This is a genomic window from Nocardioides sp. GY 10113, from assembly GCF_004919105.1.
Lineage (GTDB): Bacteria > Actinomycetota > Actinomycetes > Propionibacteriales > Nocardioidaceae > Nocardioides.
Map to the genome: position 1 here is coordinate 1 of NZ_STGK01000011.1, position 20467 is coordinate 20467.

Sequence of the window (20467 nt, forward strand, 5' to 3'; positions counted from 1 at the left end):
TTGCCTCCCGCCGCACCCGGCGACAAAGAGAACATTACGCACACCCACACCCACACACAAATCGAGGGGGCGTGTCCGCGGCCACATGCCGCGGTCACGCCCCCTCGACGGGCTCTGACCTGCGCGTCCTCAGCTGACGCGGACGCCGGCGTACCGCTTCTTGCCGCGGCGCAGCACCAGCCAGGCGCCGCCGATCAGCGCGTCGCCGTCGGGGACCAGCTCCGGGTCCTCGACGCGCACGTTGTTCAGGTAGGCGCCGCCCTCGGCCACCGCGCGCCGCGCCTCGCCCTTCGACTTCGCCAGACCGGTGAGGGTGAGCAGCTCGACGATGTCGGGGACGGCGTCGCGCGGCACGTCGACCACGCCCGTCTCCCCCAGCGCCGCCGCGACGGTCGCCGCCGGCAGCGCGGTGATGTCGCCGCCGCCGAAGAGCGCCTGGGCGGCGGACTTGGCCAGCTCGGTCTCCGCGGCGCCGTGGACGAGCGTGGTCACCTCGTCGGCCAGCACCTTCTGAGCCTCGCGCAGGAACGGCTTCTCCGCGTGCCGGGCCTCGATCGCCTCGATCTCGTCGTGGCCGAGGAAGGTGAACACCCGCAGCAGCTCGCCGACCTTCTCGTCCTCGACGTTGAGCCAGAACTGGTGGAAGGCGTAGGGGGCCATCATCTCGGGGTCGAGCCACAGGGCGCCGCCCTCGGTCTTGCCGTACTTGGTGCCGTCGGCCTTGGTCACCAGCGGCGTCGCGAACGCGTGCGCGGTGCCGCCCGCGGCGCGCCGGATCAGCTCCGCGCCGCCGGTGAGGTTGCCCCACTGGTCGGAGCCGCCGAACTGCAGCGTGACGCCGTGCTCGCGGAACAGGTGCAGGTAGTCCATCGACTGGAGCAGCACGTAGGAGAACTCGGTGTAGCTGATGCCACCGGCCTCCAGCCGTCGACGCACGGTCTCGCGACCGAGCATCCGGTTGACCGGGAAGTGCTTGCCGACGTCGCGCAGGAAGTCGATCGTCGACAGGTTCGCGGTCCAGTCGTAGTTGTTGACGATGGTCGCGGAGTTGTCGCCCTCGAAGGAGACGAACGCGCTCACCTGGCCGCGCAGGCGCTCCACCCAGGACCGCACCGTCTCCGCCGAGTTGAGCGTGCGCTCGCCGGAGTCACGGGGGTCGCCGATCATGCCGGTGGCGCCGCCGACGAGGAGGTACGGCGTGTGGCCGGCGTCCTGCAGGCGGCGCGCGGTGACGAGCTGGAGCAGGTTGCCCATGTGCAGGCTGGGGGCGGTCGGGTCGAAGCCGACATAGAAGCGGACGCTCCCCTCGCTCAGCGCCGCACGCAGCGCCTCGCGGTCGGTGGACTCGGCGATGAGGCCGCGCCACTCCAGGTCGTCGAGGAGGGTCGGGTCGACAGACAACGATCAGCCTTTCACGGGGCGCACGCATACCTTGCGCGCGGTTGGGTAAGCCGGGTCAAGGATAGGGGTGATGCCGCGTATGACGACGATGCGCACGGTCGACGGTCGCTACCGCCTGGAGCGGGAGATCGGCCGCGGAGGATCCGGGCCGGTGTGGCTCGGGTGGGACGAGGTCCTCGGTCGCGAGGTCGCGCTCAAGCGGCTCGGAGCGGCGCCGGGCGCCAGCGACGTCGAGGCGCGCAGGGCCGAGCGGGAGGCACGGATGACGGCCCGCGTGCAGCATGCCCGCGTGGTGACGGTCTTCGACCTGGTGGAGACCGACGAGGATCACTGGCTGGTGATGGAGCACGTCGTCGGCGGCACCCTGAGCCAGCGGATCCGGGAGCGGGGCGCGCTCACCCCGGACGAGGCGGCGCCGCTCCTGGCCGACGTCGCCGAGGCGCTGGCCGCCGCCCACGAGGCGGGGGTCGTGCACCGCGACATCAAGCCCTCCAACATCCTGATCGACGCCGACGGGGCCGCCAAGCTGTCCGACTTCGGCATCGCCAAGGGCGTCACCGACGCGTCGCTGACCCGGACCGGGCTGGTCACCGGCTCGCCGGCGTACCTCTCCCCCGAGGTCGCCGCGGGCGGATCGGCCGTCGCCGCCAGCGACGTGTGGGCCTTCGGCGCCACGCTCTTCCACGTGCTCGCCGGTGTTCCGCCGTACGAGGTGACCGACAGCCTGATGGGCGCGCTGTACAAGATCGTCAACGAGGAGCCGCCGCGGCTGGAGGCCGCCGGGTGGCTCGCGCCGCTGCTGCGATCGACGATGTCGCACGACGCCCAGGCGCGGCCGACGATGGCGCAGGTCGCCGAGTTCCTGCGGGCCGGCGCCGCGCACGCGGCGGCGCCCGCCGCACCGGCGACGACGCCCGACAGCCCCGCTCGGTCCGCGGTCCCCCATCCCGCGGACCTGCCCACGATGGCGACGCCCCCGCCGCCGAAGCACACGCCCCACTCCGCCGGTCAGCACCGCCGCCGACGACGCCCGACGGTCGTCGCCAGGTGGCGCCCGCGGCGGCGGAGCCAGCCGGCCGCCTCGTGATCGCCTGCGCCGGGGATCGGGCCGGTATGGATCGTCCCGTCTAGGCTGGAGCGATCATGGGGATGGTGCGAGTCGGTGGGCGCTACGCGCTCGAGCGCGAGATCGGCCGAGGTGGATCGGGTCCGGTCTGGCTCGGGCGGGACGAGGTGCTCGGCCGCACGGTGGCGCTCAAGCGGATCGGCCTGCCGCCCGGTGCCGAGGACGTCGACGCGGTGCGCGCCGAGCGCGAGGCGCGGCTGGCGGCGCGCGTCAACCACCCGCACGTCGTCGGGATCTACGACCTGTTCGAGACGGACGGCGACCGCTGGCTGGTGATGGAGTACGTCGCCGGGCGAACCCTCACCCAGCAGATCCGGGCCGATGGCGCGCTCGCGCCCGACCGTGCCGCGAGCGTCCTCGCGCCGGTGGCCGAGGCGCTGGCCGCCGCGCACGCGGCCGGGATCGTGCACCGTGACGTCAAGCCGTCCAACATCCTGCTCGGCGAGGACGGCGGCGTGAAGCTGTCCGACTTCGGGATCGCCCGCGCGGTCGCGGACGCCACCCTCACCCAGGCCGGCCTGGTCACCGGGTCGCCGGCCTACCTCGCGCCCGAGGTGGCCGCGGGCGCGAGCGCCTCGCCGGCCAGCGACGTGTGGTCCTTCGGCGCGACGCTCTTCCACCTGCTCGCCGGCACCCCGCCGTACGAGGGCGGCGGCAACGTGATGGGCACGCTCTACCGGATCGTGAACGAGGAGCCACCGCGGCTGCACAGCGCCGGCTGGCTGTCGCCGCTGCTCGAGGCGACGATGACCCGCGACCCGGCTGCCCGGCCCAGCATGGCCGACGTGGCCGCCTACCTGCGGCGCGCCGGCGAGCGGGCGGTTCCGGCGGCGTCCGCGGCCGCGATGCCGCAGTCGACGCCCGGACCGTCCGCCGGCACGACGCCCGAGCCCGCACCCTGGGCGACGTCGGTGCTCCCCACGGTGCCGCCGCCGCCGCGCGGCCCGATGCCCCCGGCCACGGAGCCGGCACCGACCCGGTCGCGGCGACCGGTCGGCGCGATCACCCTCGGGGCCGCCCTGGTGGCCGCCCTCGCGCTGGTCGGCGCGCTGCTGCTGACCGGCGGCGCGGGCGACGACCAGCAACCGACCGCGGGGTCGGGCGCGTCGGCGAGCGCCGGCGGCAGGGTGGCCGGTTCGTCGAGCGAGGAGCCGTCCGAGGAGGACAGCGCGTCGCCCTCCGGCCCGGCCACCGAGGCCACGGAGCCCACGGCCGCCGAGATGGAGCGGTTTGCCCGCACCTACGTCGCCACCGCGGCGGCACGGCCCTCCGCCGGCTTCGCCTACCTGACCAGCGACTACCAGGCGGCCAGCCCCCAGTACCGTGAGTTCTGGGGCGCGGTGCGCGGCCCGCAGATCCGGTCGATCTCCGCCGACCCGGCGGCGATGACGGTGACCTACACCTACGAGTACTCGCTGCGCGGCGCCGGGCGCCGGGTGGAGACGGTCACGCTCGACCTGGTCCAGGACGGCGACCGGCTCCTGATCGACGGCGCCCGCTGACGTCCCGCGTCGGCGTCCCTGCCGACCGGCGTCGTCAGCCGCCCAGGCGCGACTCGGCGGTCCGTGCCGCGGCGGCGCGCACGCGCTCCCGCTCACCGGCCACGAAGACGTACTCCACGTTGCGCAGCCGACCGACCTCGCCGACCCGCGCACCCGACGGCGCGTGGATGCCGATCTGGGCGCCGACGTACCGCTTCCGGTCGAACGCCAGCGTGAGCACCTCCGCGTGCCCGGCCTCGCGCAACATCGCCTCGATCTCGGCCGCGCTCACCCACGCCTCGTCGTTGTAGGAGACGACGACCACCTCCGCCCGCAGTCGACGCAGCAGCTCGGCCAGCGCCCCCGGCATCGCCGCCCGGCTGTTGAAGACGCTGCGGGTGGCGTCGTCGCGCACGTCGATCCGCTTGCAGGCCACCCCGTAGTGCTCCGGCCGGTCCCAGCGGACCAGGGTCTCCCAGATGTGGTAGTTCGAGAAGTAGCGGTGGTGGTTGTACGGCGGGTCGACGTAGGCGAAGTCCGCGTCCGGCAGCCGGCCCACGGTCAGCATCGCGTCACCGCGCTCGGTGCGCCCGCTCCCCGGCAGCAGCGCCGGCCGCAGCAGCCGCAGGTCCCGCAGCGACCGCGGGGCCCACTCCTTGAGGTAGGCCATCTGCATCCCGGTCGTCGAGTCGACGCGGTCGGCGGCCAGCAGCAGGCTGGTGAGCAGGATCGGCCGCAGCGCGCTGCCCGGCGGGTGGTCGCGCTCGATCGCGTCGCGGATCGCGTCGATCCGGCGGCCGTTCGCCGGCCGGAAGAACCGCGCCCGCTCGCAGAACGTGGCGGTGACGTAGCCCTCGACGCCCGGCAGCGCGTCGAGGCGGGCCAGCTCCGCGTCGAGGGCCGCCAGGTCCACCCGCCCGGCGTCGGCGGCCACGTAGCAGTCGCTGAACACCGCCGAGTACGACGCCAGGTCGGTCGCGGTGACCTGCAGCCCGCGCCGCTTGAGCTCCTGCGCCACCCGGGTGGTGCCCGTGAACAGGTCGACGGCCGTGCGGGCGCCCGCCCCGACCGCCAGCTCGGCCAGCACCGGCACCAGCGTGCGCTTGGAGCCGAGGTACTTGATCACGCCGGCAGGCTACGACGCCGGTGAGGTCGGGACCGCCGTACGCTGAGGCCATGAGCTCCAGGTGGTCGCTGTGGTCGGAGAACTCGGTCCTCTCGATCTGCTCGCAGGACTCGTTCCTGTCCATCGGCAGCGCCGCCTCGTGCGCCTCGGTGGCGAGCATCGGCTCCTTCGCCTCGCTCGCCTCGATCGGCTCGGCGATGTCGGTCGGCTCGCTGCTCTCCCACCGGAGCGCCGGCTCCGCGCTGAGCCACCGCAGCGCCGGCTCGGTGCTGTCGTCGGCGTCCGACCACGGCCTGCGCTCGGCCCACGGATCGGGCACCGTGCCCCGCGGGCTGGTCGCCTCGGGCGTGGTGGCCGTGCTGGCCGCCGCCGCGCTGCACCGGGTACTCCGCTGAGCGCCGCCGAGCCGCTGCGTCGGGTCGCGCGCCGGGTGCGCCGACCGGCCCACCGGGCCCGGGAGCGAGCAGGACTCCGGCGCGGCGAGCCCTCGCTGGCCCCGCCGCCGCACCTCACCCCGCGGGCGCCGCTCGCGACCGGTTGGTTCGTCAACCCGATCGCCGAGGGCGCCGATCCGTTCCCGGTGCTCGACGGCGACGGCTACCTGTGGTCCCAGACCGACGGCGACCGTGGGGTGGCCGTCGCCCGATCGGGGTCGCTGGCCGCCGTCGGCGATCGGCGGGTGGTCTGGCGCGCACCCCGTTCGGGACCCACGTCCGCCGAGGTCTGGGCTCCGGAGCTGATCCGGCTGGACGACCGCTGGCACATCTACCTCGCCGCCTCCGACGGCGACAACCGCACCCACCGTGCCTACGTGCTCGTCGCGGACGGCGAGGACCCCCAGGGCTCCTACACCCTGCACGGCCCGCTGCTCACCGGCGACGCCGGCGGCCCGGCGCAGTGGGCGATCGACCTGACGGTGCTCGAGCACGGCGGGCGGCGCTACGCGCTGTGGTCCGGCTGGCCCGACGAGCGCACGCCGGTGCAGCACCTCTACCTCGCGCCGATGTCCTCGCCGACCGCGCTGGCCGGGCCCCGGGTGATGATCAGCAGCCCGACCGACCACGCCTGGGAGCGCGTCGACCCCGCCGACCCCGGCTCCCCCGGGCTGAACGAGGGGCCGCAGGTGCTCCAGCGCGACGGCCGCACGTTCGTGCTCTTCTCGGCCAGCAGCGCCCTGCGTGCGTCGTACGCGATGGGGGTGCTCGAGCTGGTCGGCCCCGACCCGCTCGATCCGGCGGCGTGGCGCAAGCATCCCGAGCCGCTGCTCGCCCCGACCGCCGCCGCGTTCGGAGTCGGTCACGGGACCGTGGTGCGCTCCCCCGACGGTGGGCAGTGGTGGCTGGCGTACCACCGCAAGATCGCCGAGGACACCTCCTTCCGGCGGGTGATGCACGTCCAGCCGATCGCCTGGCGTCACGACGGGGTCCCCGCGCTCGGTCCGCCGGTGCCCTCGGGCGTGCCGCTCCGGCTGCCGGCCGGCACCCCCGCCCCGGCGGGCCGACCGACCCCGGGGCCGCAGGCGTGGCGCTTCGGCGCGGACACCCGGGTCCGGTCCGACTTCGAGTACTACGGCCACCAGCAGCTGCTCGCCGAGGACGGCGACGGCGTCCACCTGGGACGTGTCCCGTCCCGCCCGGTCAACGCCTTCCGCAGCGGCGAGAAGCTGGTGCTGCGCGACCTCGACGTCGCCGACGTACGGGTCACGGCCAGGCTGCGGGTGACGCCCGGCGACGGGGCCGCGGGCGTGCTGGTGCGGGCGACCGCCCCGGCTGTCGGCGCCACCGCGCAGCGCGGCTACCTCGTGGCCTGGGAGCCCGACCGGTCCCGCCTGAGCATCTCGCGCACCGACGGCGCGACCCGTACCGAGCTCGGCTGGCGCACGCTGCCCCGCGCCGGCGACACGGTCACGCTCGACGTCGAGGCGACCGGCGACCGGATCACCGCACGGATCGCCGGGCGGAGCGAGGAGCTCGCGGTCAGCGACCGGCTCTTCGCCCACGGCTCCGCGGGGGTCCAGGTGCTCTCCGGCAGCGTCACCCTGACCGCGATCTCCGTGGCACCGCCCCCACCGACGGGCTGACGCGGCCCCGCCCTCCCTCTCGACGGATCGCCGGCGCGGGTCCATGCTCGGAGGATGGAGACGCCGCCACCACTCCGGCCCCTCGACGAGGACTGGGAGCGCGCGCTGTGCATCGTGGCGCACCCCGACGACCTGGAGTTCGGCGCCGCTGCCGCGGTGGCCCGCTGGACCGGCCAGGGCAAGACCGTGGCGTACTGCATGGTGACCAGCGGCGAGGCCGGCATCGACGGGATGCGGCCCGACGAGTGCCGCGGGGTCCGCGAGGCGGAGGAGATCGCCTCGGCACGCGCCGTCGGCGTGACCGAGGTCGAGTTCCTGCGTCAGCCCGACGGCATCCTCGAGTACGGCGTCCCGCTGCGCCGCGCGCTTGCCGCCGTGGTCCGCCGGCACCGCCCCGAGATCGTGGTCACCGGCAACTTCCGCGACACCTACGGCGAGCGGAACCTCAACCAGGCCGACCACATCGCCGTCGGCCGCGCGGTCCTCGACGCGGTGCGCGACGCCGGCAACCGCTGGGTCTTCCACGAGCAGCTGGCCGACGGCCTCGAGCCCTGGGGCGGCGTGCGCCAGGTGTGGGCCGCTGCCTCACCGCGGGCCGAGCACGCGGTGGACACCACCGCGACCTTCGACGCCGGCGTCGCCTCGCTGGAGGAGCACCGCGCCTACATCGACGGGCTCGGCTGGGAGGACTGGGACCCGCGCGAGTTCCTGGAGGGGATGGCGAGGACCACCGGCACCCGGCTCGGCGTCACGTTCGCCGCGCCCTTCGAGGTCTTCTCGATGGGCTGGCAGGACTGAGCGCGCTGAGCCCGCTGGACCCGCTGAACCCGCTGGGCGCGCGTCAGCGGCGGCGGCCGCGGGCCTGACGCCGCTGCGCCTCGAGCAGGGCGGCCCGCAGCACCCGGTCGCTCGGGTCCGGGCCGGGGAACTCGAGGGCCGCTCCCGAGGTGCCCCCGGGGAAGTCGACCCGGCGGATCACGCGGGCCGGTCGGCGTACCTCACCGGCGTCGAGGTCGATCGCGACCTCGACCTCCTCATCGACTCCGGGCACCTCGTCCCTGAGCCCGACGAGCGCGCCGCCCTCGCCGAGGTCGACGACCCAGCCGCGCTGCACGACGGGCTCGACCGGCTCGGCCTCGCCCTCCTCGGCCGCGTCCTCGGCTGTGGGCCGGCGGGTGAGCGTCAGCTCGGCGCTGAGCGGCACCCGGAAGTAGGAGCGACGCTGGTGGCGCTCCACCGGACCGATCGCGGTGGCGACCCAGACCGGTCCGTAGGGACGCTGCGCCGCGGCGGCGTCGACCGGCACCCGGGCGATGCCCGTCGCGGTGACCCACTCGAGCGCTACCCAGGCGGCTGCGCCCGGTCGGGTCACGGGCAGGCCGTCGGCGCGTTCCGGACGGGCGAGGGTCGCCGTCCAGCGACCCCCGGCCCCGTCCTCGAGGTCCTGGACCTGGCTCCCCAGCTCCTCGGTCGTCCCGTCCTCGCGGCGCACCACCACGGTCACGGCCTGCAGAAGCTCAGGAGCCTCGGTCTGCCCGATCGCCCCACGCGACGTGGACCTCATGTCGGTCCGGATCGGCAGGCTGCGGCCCGACCTGAGCGGTCCGGGCGAGATCGGCGCTGGACGTCACCGATCGCCGAGCGTCACCCCACTCCGGGCTCGTCGACGGGCTCGTCGACGCGCTGGTCGACGCGTTGGTCGACGGTCTCGCCGAACCGCTCCCGCACGAACGCCGCCAGTGCCTCCCGCGACGGCTGGCCCCAGCCGATGCAGAACGGATGCCCGGCGGGGTCGGCGTACACCTGGTGTCCCCCGCCGGCGCCCAGGTCGCCCGCCCGGAGCAGCCGGGCCCCGAGGCGCACCGCCTGCGCGTGCGCCGGAGCCGGGTCCGCGACGTGCAGGTCCAGGTGCACCTGCTGCGGTGCGCCGTCCGGCCAGTCGGGCGGCACGTGGTCCGGGGCCAGCTGGACCCCGATGCGCCACTGGCCGGCGGAGTCGATGACGCAGTGGAACGTCTCGTCCTCGACGACGTGCCCGTCGAGCATCCCCGCCCAGAACGTGCTCTCGGCGGCGAGGTCGGCGGCATCGAGCACGACCACGCTTCGGATCAGGTCCATGACCCGATCCTAGGAAGGACCGCGGGGGTCCGTCAGCGCGAGATCTCCTCGCGGAGCGCCGCGACGAAGGCGTCCACGTCGGCCTCGGTGGTGTCGAAGGAGCACATCCACCGCACGTCGCCGGCGGCCTCGTCCCAGAAGTAGAACCGGTGCCGCTCCTGGAGCCGTCGGCTGACGTCGTGCGGGAGCCGGGCGAAGACGGCGTTCGCCTCGACCGGGTAGAGGATCTCGACCCCGTCGACGGCGGCGACGCCGTCGGCGAGCCGCTGCGCCATCGCGTTGGCCTGGCCCGCCAGGCGGAGCCAGAGGCCGTCGGAGAGGAGCGCCTCGAACTGGACCGAGAGGAAGCGCATCTTGCTCGCCAGCTGCATCGACAGCTTGCGCAGGTGCAGCGGGTGACTGACCTGCGAGGGGTCCATCAGGACGACCGCCTCGGCACCCAGGGCGCCGTTCTTGGTGGCGCCGAAGGAGAGCACGTCGACCCCGGCGTCGGAGGTGAACTCGCGCACCGGCACGCCGAGCGCCGCGGCGGCGTTGGCCAGCCGGGCGCCGTCCATGTGCAGCTTCAGCCCGAGGCCGTGCACGTGGTCGGCCAGCGCCTTCACCTCGTCGGGGGTGTAGAGCGTGCCCAGCTCGGTGGCCTGGGTGATGGAGACGACCTGCGGCATCGCGCGGTGCTCGGTGTCCATGCCCCACGCCTGGCGGTCGACCAGCTCGGGCGTGAGCTTGCCGTCGGGGGTCGCGACCGCATGCAGCTTCAGGCCGGCCACCTGCTCGGGCGCACCGCCCTCGTCGCAGTTGATGTGGGCGGTCTCGGCGCAGATCACCGCGCCCCAGCGGTCGGTCATCGCCTGGAGGGCGAACACGTTGGCGCCGGTCCCGTTGAAGACCGGGTACGCCGCCACGTCGGCGCCGAACAGCCCGGACATCAGCTCCTGCAGGTGTCCGGTGTACGGGTCCTCGCCGTACGAGACCGCGTGGCCGCCGTTGGCGGTGGCCAGCGCGGCGAGCACCTCGGGGTGGACGCCGGCGTAGTTGTCGCTGGCGAACTGCCGCGCGTCGGGGTCGTGACGGCGGTGGGCGGCGGTGGGCGCCTGGTCAGACACAGGTAGATCCGTTTCGTGTCGGCGCCGGCCGGCCGCGCGGGGCGGCCGCGGCGCTGGTGCGGGAACACGTCGATGGTATCGACGGCGGGCGCGCCGGCCTCGTCCGGCCGGAGCGCTCCCATCGTCGCGGGGTCGGCGGAGGCTCTCCGCCGACCCGCGGATGATGGGCACGTCGCGTCTCGCGTCGGCGGGATCCTCCCGCCGGCGCGCCGCGGCTCAGGCCGCGGCGGTGATCCCCCGCGTGCCCTCGACCACGTTCTTGAGCTTCTTCGACAGCGCTTCGTAGAACATGCTCAGCGGGAACTCGTCGGGCAGCACGTCGTCGACGAGCTTCCGGGGCGGCAGCGTCAGGTCGAGCGCGTCACCGCCGCGGGCCCAGGCCGAGGCCGGGTGCGGGCTGAGGTAGCGGCGGACCAGGTCGTAGCCGGCGATCCAGTGCACCAGCTTGGGCCGGTCGATGCCGTCGCGGTAGAGCCGCTCGATGTCGTGGCACAGCGCCGCGGTCGCCCGGGTCGCGCGGTCCCAGTCGATCCGCAGCGCGTTGTCGGTCCAGCGCAGCGCGTCGTTGCGGTGCAGGTAGGCGAAGAGCAGCTGGCCGCCGAGGCCGTCGTAGTTGCGCACGCGGTCGCCGGTCACCGGGAACCGGAAGAGCCGGTCGAACAGGATGGCGTGCTGGACGTCGCGGGCCTGCGCGACGCCCTCGCGCTCCAGCTCGAGCGCGGCGCTGAACGCGGTCAGGTCGCAGCGCAGCTCCTCCAGCCCGTACATCCAGTAGGGCTGGCGCTGCTTGATCATGAACGGGTCGAACGGCAGGTCGCCGTGGCTGTGCGCGCGGTCGTGGATCAGGTCCCACAGCACGAAGGCGTCCTGGCACCGCTGCTGGTCCTCCAGCAGCGTGCTGACGTCCTCGGGGAGCTCCAGGCCGAGCAGGTCGACGGCGGCCTGGCTCACCTGACGGAAGCGGGCCGCCTCCCGGTCGCAGAAGATCGCGCCCCAGCTGAACCGCTCGGGCACCTCCCGCACCGCCACCGTCTCGGGGAAGAGCACCGCGGAGTTGGTGTCGTAGCCGGGGGTGAAGTCCTCGAAGGTGATCCCGCAGAAGAGCGGGTTGTCGAAGCGCTCGGCCTCGATCTGCGCCAGCCAGTCCGGCCAGACCATCCGGAAGACCACGGCCTCCAGGTTGCGGTCGGGGTTGCCGTTCTGGGTGTACATCGGGAAGACCGCCAGGTGCTCGCGCCCATCGGTCCGGTCGCGGGCGGGCTGGAACGCGAGCAGGGAGTCCAGGAAGTCCGGTACGCCGAAGCCGGCGGCCGCCCAGCGGCGCAGGTCGGCGACCAGGGCGCGGTGGTAGTCGGCGTCGTGCGGCATCGCCGGTCCCAGCTCGAGGACGGCCTCGACGATCGACTCGACGAGGGCGGTCGCACGGGTCGTGCTCGCCCCGGCCAGCTCGGTGTCCAGCGACCCGTCGGGCCGCTGCCAACCGCGGAGCTCCTCGACGGCGCCCTTCAGGCGCAGCCAGGCCGGCATCGCGACCACGGGACCACGAGATTCCTTCACGCTCTGGGGCGCCAGGCCAAGACTTTTCTGCATGCGGCCTATTAGACCGCAAGATCTTCACCACCTCAAGGTGACGGCACCCGCGCTCCGCCGGCGCCGTCGAGGCGAGCGGAGCCTTACGCCACGGGCGCTGCCGCAGCCCGCTCGACGCGGTTGCGGCCGGCGCGCTTGGCCTCGTACAGAGCGCGGTCCGCCTCCTCCAGCAACGCCGCGGAGTCCGCGTCGTCACCGAGCTCGGCGACGCCGACCGACAGCGTCACCGTCGGGTCCGTGGCCCAGGCGAAGCTCTCCGCCACCCGCCGGCGCAGCCGCTCGACCACCTCGGCGGCATCCGCCTCGTCGGTCTCCGGCATCAGCACGCACAGCTCCTCGCCGCCGTACCGGTAGGCGGTGTCGACGTCCCTGATCTCCTCGACCACCAGACCCGCGACGTCCTGGAGGACCTCGTCGCCCCGCGCGTGCCCGTAGGTGTCGTTGATGCGCTTGAAGTGGTCCAGGTCGATCAGCGCGAGCGCCAACGGCCGGCGGTAGCGCGCCGCCCGCGCGACGTTGGTGGCCAGGTCCGCATCGAACTGGCGACGGTTGCCCAGCCCGGTCAGGGCGTCCCGGCGGGAGCGCTCCTCGACCTCCCCGTGGAGACGGGCCGCCTGCAGCGCGCTCGCGCCCTGGAGGATGAAGGCGTCCAGGAGGTCGAGGTCGAGATAGGTCCCCTGCGCGGCTTCGAGGGTCAGCACGCCGATCACCCGGGCGCCGATCACCATCGGGATCGCGACGCCTCGCTGGGGAAGATCCAGCCCGCCGGCGGCACGACGCTCGTCCAGGGGGATCGCGCGGCCGTAGCGGGCGGCGCGTCCCACTGCGCCGACCCCGACCTCGACCGCATCCGCGGCGCCGGTCGCGTCGTCGCCCACCAGCTCGGCGACATCCAGCGCGACGCCGGCGTCCGCCCCGTCCGGGTCGTAGCGGACCAGCACGTGCCGCTCGTGCTGGTGAAGCCAGAGCTCGACGCGCACCGCGCCGGAGAGCTCCTCCACCGCGCCGATCAGCCTGCTGCTGGTGTAGCGCAGGCTGAGCGACTCCGACAGCTCCCGACTCAGGTCCAGGACGTGGTGCAGACGGTCGCTGCGTCGGACCAGCTCCTGCTCCCGGTCGGTCGCGGTCTGCGCGCGCTCCGCCAGCGCGCTCGTCATCGCGGAGACGCCCGCCGCTAGCCCGCGCAGCTCCCGGACGGGCGACGCGGTGGCGACCCGCCCGGACAGGTCGCCGCGGGCGACCCGCTCCACGGCCGCGGTCAGCTCCGAGACCGGCGCGACCACCTGTCGAGCCACTCGGCGCCGTCCCCAGGAGAGGGCCACGATCGAGAGGAGTCCGACCAGCAGCACCGCGACCGTGCTGAGACCGAGGACGGCCCAGAACCGCCCGGTGCCGGCATCGAGCTGGGTGGCGATGTCCTGGCGCAGGCGCGCGTCGGCGTCCTGGTAGGCCGCGAACACGCGGTCCCCGTCGAGCAGAGCCACGCTCAGCTCGTCGATGCTGCCGACGCCCTCGGCGCGCACCCGCTCGACGGCGGGGGCCGCCCACCCCTCGTGCCAGGCACGCTGCCGCTCGGTGAGCGCCAGGAACTCGGGCAGCAGCTCGCCCTCCCGGCCCAACGCGACCACCAGGTCGTCGTCGGCCGCGGCGACCCGCTGCACGCCGTCCAGGTACGGCGTCAGGAAGGTCTCGTCACCGGTGGCCAGGAAGGCGCGCAGCGCCGCCCGCTCCTCCAGCATCGCGTCGTGCGCGTCGCGCGCCGCGTCCGCGGCTCGCTCCAGCTGGATCAGCTGGGGGTGCAGGCCGACGGCGAGCACGAGGATGACCAGCGACCGGATCGCCATGGCGAGCAGGATGCCGACCACACCGGGCACCACCGCGCGGCGCAGGGCCCGGCGCAGGGAGACCGTGCGGGCGGGTGGGCGGGTGGGCTCGGCCATGACTTCCTCCTTGGACGTCGTCACGCAACACGTCCAGGACGCGTCGCCGGTCCGTCCCCCCGAGCGGACGGCGAAGCTGGCGAGGAGGTCCGAGCACCGCCCCGCTCGTCGCGAAGGCTAGCCGGTCGTCCGTCGCAGCCACCCTGCAGGACCCGGGGGTCCCGTCCTGGGGGGTCGTTGTCCCGTGACATCCGCCACGGCGCCGCCGGGACGGCGGCGCCGGGCGGTCTCAGTCGCGCGAGGCCGCGCCCTCGTCCAGCCGGCAGCGGCGCTGGAACACCATCGCGATCGCCATCAGCGCCGCGGGCAGCAGGGTGAACCCCCAGACCAGGGCGCGCAGCGCCGAGTCGGACTGCGCGACGTGCTCGTCGGCGGTGCTCGACACGAAGCCGCCGACCGCCAGCGCAGCGGCGTACACGTAGGGACCGAGGGCTGTGCCGGTGGCCTCGGTGGCCGTCCAGACCCCGGTGTAGGCGCCGGCTCGGGAGTGGCCCCGCGCCTGACCGGCCGCGACCGCGTCCGGCACCATCGAGAAGGCGAGCAGCTGCAGCCCGGCGAAGGCCGAGCCGAGCACGACCACCACGAGCGCGGTCGCCGCGACGCCGAGCGTCGCCCCCGCCAGCAGGGCCAACGACCCGGCGATGAACGCCGCCTGGCAGATCAGCAGGCCGCGCTGCTTGCCGATCCGACGCGAGATCACCATCCAGGCCGGGCCGGCGAGCACGGCCGGCCCGAGGAAGGCCCCCATGAAGAGCGCCGTCAGGCCGGTGTCGTCGAAGACGTAGTCGGCGTAGTAGGGCACGCCGGCCAGGAACAGGTGGGTGGTGGTGCCGGTGAAGAGGTAGGACAGCACCAGTGCCCGGAAGTCCCGGTCCGCCCAGGCGAGCGCGAGGTCGGCCCGCGTGGAGTGCGTCGCCCCGGCCTCCGGGGCGCGGAAGCCCGCGACGTCGGTCAGCCGCCGTACCCCGATCAGGGCGATCGCCGCCGACGCGACCATCACCACGCAGAGCACGGCCGCCATCCGGGCGTAGTCCGACCGCTGCTCCCCCTCCACCAGCGCCGGGGCCGCGATGCCCGCGCCCAGCAGCCCCAGGGTGAGGAACAGCATCCGGAACATGAAGACCCGGGTGCGCTCGTGGTACCCGACCCGCAGGTCCGACGGCGTGGTCAGGTACGGCACCTGGAAGGTCGCGAAGAGCAGGTTGCCGACGATGAACCAGCCGCCGACCCACACCGCCGCCGCGCCGCCGGTCAGGCCCGTGGGGACGGTGAACATGGCGACCATCGCGGCGCCGAGGAGCACGCCGCCACGCATCATCCGACGCCGGTGCCCGACCCGGCGGGCCTCCGCGTCCGACCGCGACCCGAGCACCGGGTGGACCACGACGTCGACGATCTTCGGCAGCAGCAGCGTGAGGCCGGCCAGGAAGGCGGGCACGCCGAGGGTGTCGGTGAGGAAGTAGAGGAGCAGCAGGCCGGGCACCGTCACCCACACGCCCATCCCGAGCGAGCCGGCGGCGTAGGTGGACAGCACCCCGACGCCCGGACGGCGACCGGTCTCCGTGGACCCGATGATGCCGGAGTCCTCCGGAGCCGCAGCGCCCGTGGCGCCTGTGGCGCTCATCGGTCGGCCTCGTGACGCTCGATCACGCCGGCGGCGAGGTCGGCGTCCTGGAACGCACCGGACAGCACACGGGAGGCGAGCGTGCGGCCCACCACCCGGTCGGTGAGCGCCGGCAGGTGCCGGGACAGGAAGAACTCGAGCGCGCCCTTGCGGGTGGTCGTCACGTCGCGGCGCGGCCGGCGGGCCAGGGCGGCGAGCACCAGCGCGTCCACCACGCCCTCGAGCGGCTCGTACGTGCTCATCCCCTCCAGCGAGAGGCCGGCCGCCGCCGTCGAGTCGTGGATCGGGCTGCGCACGGCGGAGGGGTAGACGCAGGTCACGCCCACGTGGGTGCCAAGCTCGATGCGGAGCGCGTCGGCGTAGGCGACCATGGCGCGCTTCGAGGCGCCGTACGCCGCCGCCAGCGGGAGCTGGAGGACGGCCATCCGCGAGGCGACCATCACGACGCGGCCACGCGCGGCGACCAGCGCCGGCACGCAGGCCGCGGTGACCCGCCAGGCGCCGAGCAGGTTGATCTCCAGCTGGCGGCGGACCTCCGCACCGGGCGCCAGCTCGGCGGGCGCCGGCCCGCCGATGCCGGCGTTGTTGACCAGGACGTCGAGGCCGCCGAGGGCGGCCAGCGCCTTGCCGACGCCCTCCTCGACGGCCGCGTCGTCGGTGATGTCGCAGGCGATCGTCTCGAACGGCTCGTCGCCGGTCGGCGCGAGGTCGAGTCCGACCACGATCGCGCCCTGGCGGACCAGTCGCTCGCCGAGCGCGCGACCGATGGTGCCGGAGGCACCCGTGATCAGGATGCGCTGCCCGGCGGCGTCGCGCAGGCCGCGCCCGAGCAGGCGGGGGCGGCGGTCTGGGGTCGTGCTCATGCGGTGATCTCCTGGCGGATGGGGCTGAAGGTCGGGGCACCGGCGGCCGCGCGCCGCACGCCGGCCTCGGTCTCGCGCGGCAGGTCCGCGACGTAGGCGTCGAAGTCGATGCGCATCATCGGCCGCTTCACCGCGCCCCACCGGGCCACGGCCGCCGCGTGCGCCCGGTCCACCGAGGCACGCTGCTGGCTCGGCTCCGGCAGCGCGTAACGGCCGCCGAGGTACGCCGCGGCGAGCTTGGCCTGGGCCTCGACGACGGGCAGCGCGGCTCCGGTGGACTGCATCAGGCCGACGAACGCCAGGGTCGGGTCGTCGAGGTGGAAGACCCGCCGGTACAGCGGCATCGCCTCCGGGTCCTCGCCCAGCCAGTCGGAGGAGAGGAACGGGATGGTGACCCGGTAGCCGGTCGCCCAGACGATGACGTCGACGCGGTCGCGGCGCCCGTCGGTGAAGACCACCTCGTCGCCGTCGAAGCGCTCGATGCCCGGCCGCGCCTCCACCTCGCCGTGCGTGAGGCGGTGCAGGATCGTGTCGCTGATCGTCGGGTGGTTCTGGAAGAGCCCGCCCGAGGGCGCCGGCAGGCCGTAGCTCTCCGGCGTGCCGACCGCGACCCGCAGCATCGTCTCCGCAATCCGCTGGCGCACCCGCCAGGGCAGGGAGGCGAGCAGCGCGCCGGTCGCGTCCGCGGGCCGACCGAACAGGTACTTCGGGACGACGTGGACGCCGTGGCGCGCGGAGAGGAGCACCGGCGCGCCGGCGACCTGCGAGGCGTCCACGGCGATGTCCATCGCCGAGTTGCCCATGCCGACGACCAGCACCCGGCGGCCGCGGAAGGGCTCGGTGTTGCGGTAGTCGTGGGCGTGCATCTGCGTGCCGGAGAACGTGCCCGGGTAGGCCGGCGAGGGCCAGCGGGGGTCCCAGTTGTGACCGTTGGCGACGACCACCGCGTCGTAGGTCTCCACGTCGCGGGCGCCGGTGTCGGCGGTCGTGGCGACGTGCCAGCCGTGGTCCAGTCGCTGGACGTCGTCGACCGTCGTGCCGAACCGGATGTGGCGACGGACGCCGAAGGCGTCGGCGTAGTCGGCGAGGTAACCGGCGATGCGCGCGGCCGACGGGTAGTCGGGCCAGTCGGCGGGCATCGGGTAGTCGGCGAACTGGGTGCGCCCCTTGCTCGTGTTCAGGTGCAGGCTGTCGTAGGCCGGCGAGAGACCGCTCGCGTTGCCCTGGACCCAGAGGCCGCCGGGCTGGTCCCCCTTCTCGAAGACCGTGACGTCGACACCCTCGTCGAGCAGCGCCTTGGCGGCCGTGAGCCCGGCCGCGCCGGCGCCGATGACGGCCACCCGACGGGTGGGCGTGGCAGACGGGTTCATCCGCGATTCCTCCCTCGCTCCTTGTGAGACTCGTCTCATTCAATCGCATGATGGAGAGGTGTTACAAGTCACTGAGCCGAAATCTTCCATCCATCGTTCGATTGATCCCATCGGCGGGCTGCACTAGCCTGCCGCCCATGCCGACGACCGAGGGACCCGCCGGGAAGGCCACCGGGACGACCGCCGGGGAAGCCACCGGGAGCCGCGAGCGCATCCTGGCCGCGGCGACCCTGCTCTTCGCCGAGCACGGGTACGAGGCGACCAGCACGCGCGCCATCGGCGAGGCCGTCGGCCTCAACATCGCCACCGTCGCCTACCACGTCGGCACCAAGCCCGACCTCTACCGCGAGGTGATGCGGCGTGCCCACCTCGCGCAGCGCGAGGTGGTGATCGGCGCGCTCGACGAGCTCCGCTCGGCCGGGCCGACCCCCGAGGAGACCCGGGCGGCGCTGCTCCGCTTCGTCGACGCCTACCTGGACTTCTGCCTCGCCCACCCCGAGGTCCCCGCGCTGTGGATGCGCCGCTGGCTCTCCGACGCGGAGGTTGCCGGCGAGGTCGAGGCGGAGTACGCCGGTCCCCTGGCCGGCGAGGTCGGGGCGATCGCGCGCGACCTGCTGGACCGGGCCGGCATGGCTGACGACCTCGACGTCGAGCTGCTCGTCTACACCATCGTGTGGACCTGCCACTCGTTCAGCCGCGGCGGCGTCGTCTCGGCGGCCGGGCAGCGGGTCAGCACCACCGACCTGGCGATGCTGGGGCGGTTCCGCCGCCACCTGCATGCGCTGGTCACCGGCCTGATCGGCTGAGACGCGCCGCTTCCCGCGTCGGCGGGCGACCCGGGACCGGGCCGGGCTCAGCCGCCGTCGACCTCGTCCGGTCCGCGCGACCCGACTGACACGGGCCGACCAGCGGCCGGTGCGCGAAACGCCTCGGCCGGCCACCGCAGCACGCGGTAGCCGGCCGAGGCGGTCTGGTCAGCGACCGTAGATGCGGAGCGCGGCGACCCGGATGCTCGAGGACCTCCAGGTGGTGGGCACGGTGCCCCACAGCTTGGCGTTGGTCCCGTTGTTCACCTGCAGCGTGACGCGCGGGTACCAGTGGGTGCCGGCCTGGAACTGCGACCAGGAGCCGGTGCCGTTCTGCTTCTCGAAGATCTCCTTCGTGATCGAGCCGGCGAGCTCGCCGTCGACCCACAGCGAGACCGCGGCCTTGGTGAACTCGTAGCGGTAGCGGCGCAGGCCGTTGTAGGTGCCGTTCGACCTCGGCTCGATGCCGTGGGCCTTCGAGCCCTGGTTGTACGGCGAGGTGCCGGTGCGGATCAGCGTCGCCTTGGACTCGTACCTGCCGGGCCCGGCGTCGCCGTTGCCGGCGTTGGAGCCGATGTACTCCAGCAGGTCCATCTCGCCGTTCGCGCCGGCGGTCAGCGGGCGGAACCAGAACGCGTGGCCGAGGCCGGCGCCGGTGCCCTGCAGGTCGATGTCGACCTCGATCGCGCCCACGTCGGGCACGTCGATGCCGCGCATCTGGACGTCCGCGGAGTAGATGGTGGAGGTGCTGCTGGCCCGCTCGGCGGTGACGGTCAGGCCGTTCGCGCCGTAGCTGGCCTGCTCCTTGCGGTTGAAGGACTGGTCGGTGTTGGTGCGCACCCCGTTCGTGTACCGGGTGCCGACGGGCTCCTTCGTCAGGTCGACGTCGCGGACCAGGCTCCAGCCGGTCGTCCCCCCGTAGCCGGCGCCGGTGACCGACTCGGTGCTGCCGCCCCCGGCGCTCGCCGTGGTGGTCGACGCCGACGTCGCCGTGGTGGTCGGCGCCGACGTCGCGGTCACGGAGGCGTCGGTCGTCTCCGGCGCGCGCGTCGTGGTCGCGTCCGACGGCGAGGGCGTGGCGGTGGTCGCGGTGACCGTCGGCTTCGGGTGCCTCTTCTCCCACCTGGTGGTCACCCGGTCGGCGGCGCGGCGGGAGGCCTGCCGGCAGGCCTGCTGCTTGGCCCTCGTCGTCGCCCGCTTGGTGGCGTTGCGCTGCGCCGCCTTCCTGGCGGCGTTGCGCTTGGCCTTCTTGCAGGCCTTCTTCTTGGCCGTGGCCACCTTCGCGGTGAGGATCTTCGCCGCCTGGGCGTCGGACGTCGTCGTGGTCGCCGCGGCGAGGGTCGCCGCCTCGGTGCCCACGACCACGCCCGCTCCGAGCGCGAGGACAGCCGCCACCGCGGCGACGACCCTGCCACCCACCGGGTATCGGCGGGCGTTCCCTGCTGACCTGCTGTTCATGAAGCTCCCTCTAGGTACACATCCGTCCCGCTCCCTCCCCGGAGCGGGACGGCGATCGACGCTAGGTGGGCCTCACATCGGCTCAAATTTTGACAATCTGAGAGTGAGTCGCCTCAGCGATCCGGCACGCCAAGGAGGTCTCGGCGGCCCCCGGGACCGGAATGCGGCGGCCACCAGCACAGACGCGCGACGAGGCTCGGTGGCCTCGCGACGACCCGCACGGGCGATGTACTCCATCTGAGGTACGGGACAGGGTGACTGAACGCACACCTCCCCGAGGAGCCCTGGCTCAGGCCGGTGGCAGGTCAGGCGACGTACCCAATGGCGGGCATGTCTCGGCTGGTAGCGGCGTTGTTCGATGACCGCGAACCACCCCGA

Annotated in this window: 17 protein-coding genes; 6 read left to right on the top strand and 11 right to left on the bottom strand. The window is 74.0% G+C overall.

Going from position 1 to position 20467, the window contains the following annotated elements; all coding sequences use genetic code 11:
- Positions 1–129: 129 nt before the first annotated feature.
- Positions 130–1401 (bottom strand): tyrosine--tRNA ligase, encoded by a 1272-nt coding sequence (tyrS, locus tag E8D34_RS13805; RefSeq protein WP_136595237.1) that lies wholly within the window; start codon positions 1399–1401, stop codon positions 130–132.
- 70 nt (positions 1402–1471) lie between these two features.
- Here tyrS and E8D34_RS13810 point away from each other — a divergent pair, with 70 nt between their 5' ends.
- Together E8D34_RS13810 and E8D34_RS13815 are read left to right on the top strand one after the other, a co-directional pair.
- Positions 1472–2488: a serine/threonine-protein kinase gene (locus E8D34_RS13810; RefSeq protein ID WP_136595238.1), complete on the top strand. Its 1017-nt coding sequence runs from the start codon at positions 1472–1474 to the stop codon at positions 2486–2488.
- A gap of 56 nt (positions 2489–2544) precedes the next feature.
- A complete protein-coding gene (locus E8D34_RS13815) occupies positions 2545–4029 on the top strand; it encodes a serine/threonine-protein kinase (RefSeq protein ID WP_136595239.1) in 1485 nt (494 codons plus the stop codon).
- A 34-nt stretch (positions 4030–4063) separates the two neighbouring features.
- Here E8D34_RS13815 and E8D34_RS13820 read toward each other — a convergent pair whose 3' ends face one another.
- A complete protein-coding gene (locus E8D34_RS13820; RefSeq protein WP_136595240.1) occupies positions 4064–5134 on the bottom strand; it encodes a DNA adenine methylase in 1071 nt (356 codons plus the stop codon).
- Positions 5135–5184: 50 nt separating this feature from the next.
- Here E8D34_RS13820 and E8D34_RS13825 point away from each other — a divergent pair, with 50 nt between their 5' ends.
- Genes E8D34_RS13825 through E8D34_RS13835 form a run of 3 tightly spaced genes read left to right on the top strand, consistent with a single transcriptional unit; the run spans position 5185 to position 8012 of the window.
- Positions 5185–5529 (top strand): hypothetical protein, encoded by a 345-nt coding sequence (locus tag E8D34_RS13825; RefSeq protein WP_136595241.1) that lies wholly within the window; start codon positions 5185–5187, stop codon positions 5527–5529.
- A 35-nt stretch (positions 5530–5564) separates the two neighbouring features.
- Positions 5565–7214 (top strand): glycoside hydrolase family 43 protein, encoded by a 1650-nt coding sequence (locus tag E8D34_RS13830; RefSeq protein ID WP_136595242.1) that lies wholly within the window; start codon positions 5565–5567, stop codon positions 7212–7214.
- Positions 7215–7268: 54 nt separating this feature from the next.
- Complete coding sequence (locus E8D34_RS13835; RefSeq protein WP_136595243.1) at positions 7269–8012, top strand: PIG-L deacetylase family protein; 744 nt, start codon at positions 7269–7271, stop codon at positions 8010–8012.
- 43 nt (positions 8013–8055) lie between these two features.
- Here E8D34_RS13835 and E8D34_RS13840 read toward each other — a convergent pair whose 3' ends face one another.
- From E8D34_RS13840 to E8D34_RS13875, 8 genes are all read right to left on the bottom strand, one after another.
- Positions 8056–8778 carry a PilZ domain-containing protein gene (locus tag E8D34_RS13840; RefSeq protein WP_136595244.1) on the bottom strand — a complete coding sequence of 241 codons (723 nt, stop codon included), beginning with the start codon at positions 8776–8778 and terminating at the stop codon, positions 8056–8058.
- An 80-nt stretch (positions 8779–8858) separates the two neighbouring features.
- A complete protein-coding gene (locus tag E8D34_RS13845) occupies positions 8859–9332 on the bottom strand; it encodes a VOC family protein (protein ID WP_168929437.1) in 474 nt (157 codons plus the stop codon).
- A 32-nt stretch (positions 9333–9364) separates the two neighbouring features.
- A complete protein-coding gene (locus tag E8D34_RS13850) occupies positions 9365–10438 on the bottom strand; it encodes a low specificity L-threonine aldolase (protein WP_136595245.1) in 1074 nt (357 codons plus the stop codon).
- Between the two features lie 216 nt (positions 10439–10654).
- Entirely contained in the window at positions 10655–12028 is a 1374-nt protein-coding gene (locus tag E8D34_RS13855; RefSeq protein ID WP_136595246.1) for a DUF6421 family protein, read from the bottom strand.
- A gap of 83 nt (positions 12029–12111) precedes the next feature.
- Complete coding sequence (locus E8D34_RS13860) at positions 12112–13968, bottom strand: diguanylate cyclase (protein ID WP_136595247.1); 1857 nt, start codon at positions 13966–13968, stop codon at positions 12112–12114.
- Between the two features lie 229 nt (positions 13969–14197).
- Positions 14198–15592: an MFS transporter gene (locus E8D34_RS13865; RefSeq protein WP_136595248.1), complete on the bottom strand. Its 1395-nt coding sequence runs from the start codon at positions 15590–15592 to the stop codon at positions 14198–14200.
- Positions 15589–16455 (bottom strand): SDR family NAD(P)-dependent oxidoreductase, encoded by an 867-nt coding sequence (locus E8D34_RS13870; protein WP_136595249.1) that lies wholly within the window; start codon positions 16453–16455, stop codon positions 15589–15591. The genes E8D34_RS13865 and E8D34_RS13870 overlap by 4 nt, the downstream gene beginning before the upstream one ends.
- Positions 16452–17825 carry an FAD-dependent oxidoreductase gene (locus E8D34_RS13875; protein WP_136595250.1) on the bottom strand — a complete coding sequence of 458 codons (1374 nt, stop codon included), beginning with the start codon at positions 17823–17825 and terminating at the stop codon, positions 16452–16454. The genes E8D34_RS13870 and E8D34_RS13875 overlap by 4 nt, the downstream gene beginning before the upstream one ends.
- Before the next feature lie 137 nt (positions 17826–17962).
- Between E8D34_RS13875 and E8D34_RS13880 the strand changes: the two genes are divergently transcribed.
- Positions 17963–18631 carry a TetR/AcrR family transcriptional regulator gene (locus tag E8D34_RS13880; protein ID WP_136595251.1) on the top strand — a complete coding sequence of 223 codons (669 nt, stop codon included), beginning with the start codon at positions 17963–17965 and terminating at the stop codon, positions 18629–18631.
- A 168-nt stretch (positions 18632–18799) separates the two neighbouring features.
- Here E8D34_RS13880 and E8D34_RS13885 read toward each other — a convergent pair whose 3' ends face one another.
- On the bottom strand, positions 18800–20050 hold the full coding sequence (locus E8D34_RS13885) for a hypothetical protein (RefSeq protein ID WP_168929438.1): 1251 nt from the start codon (positions 20048–20050) through the stop codon (positions 18800–18802).
- Positions 20051–20467 lie beyond the last annotated feature (417 nt).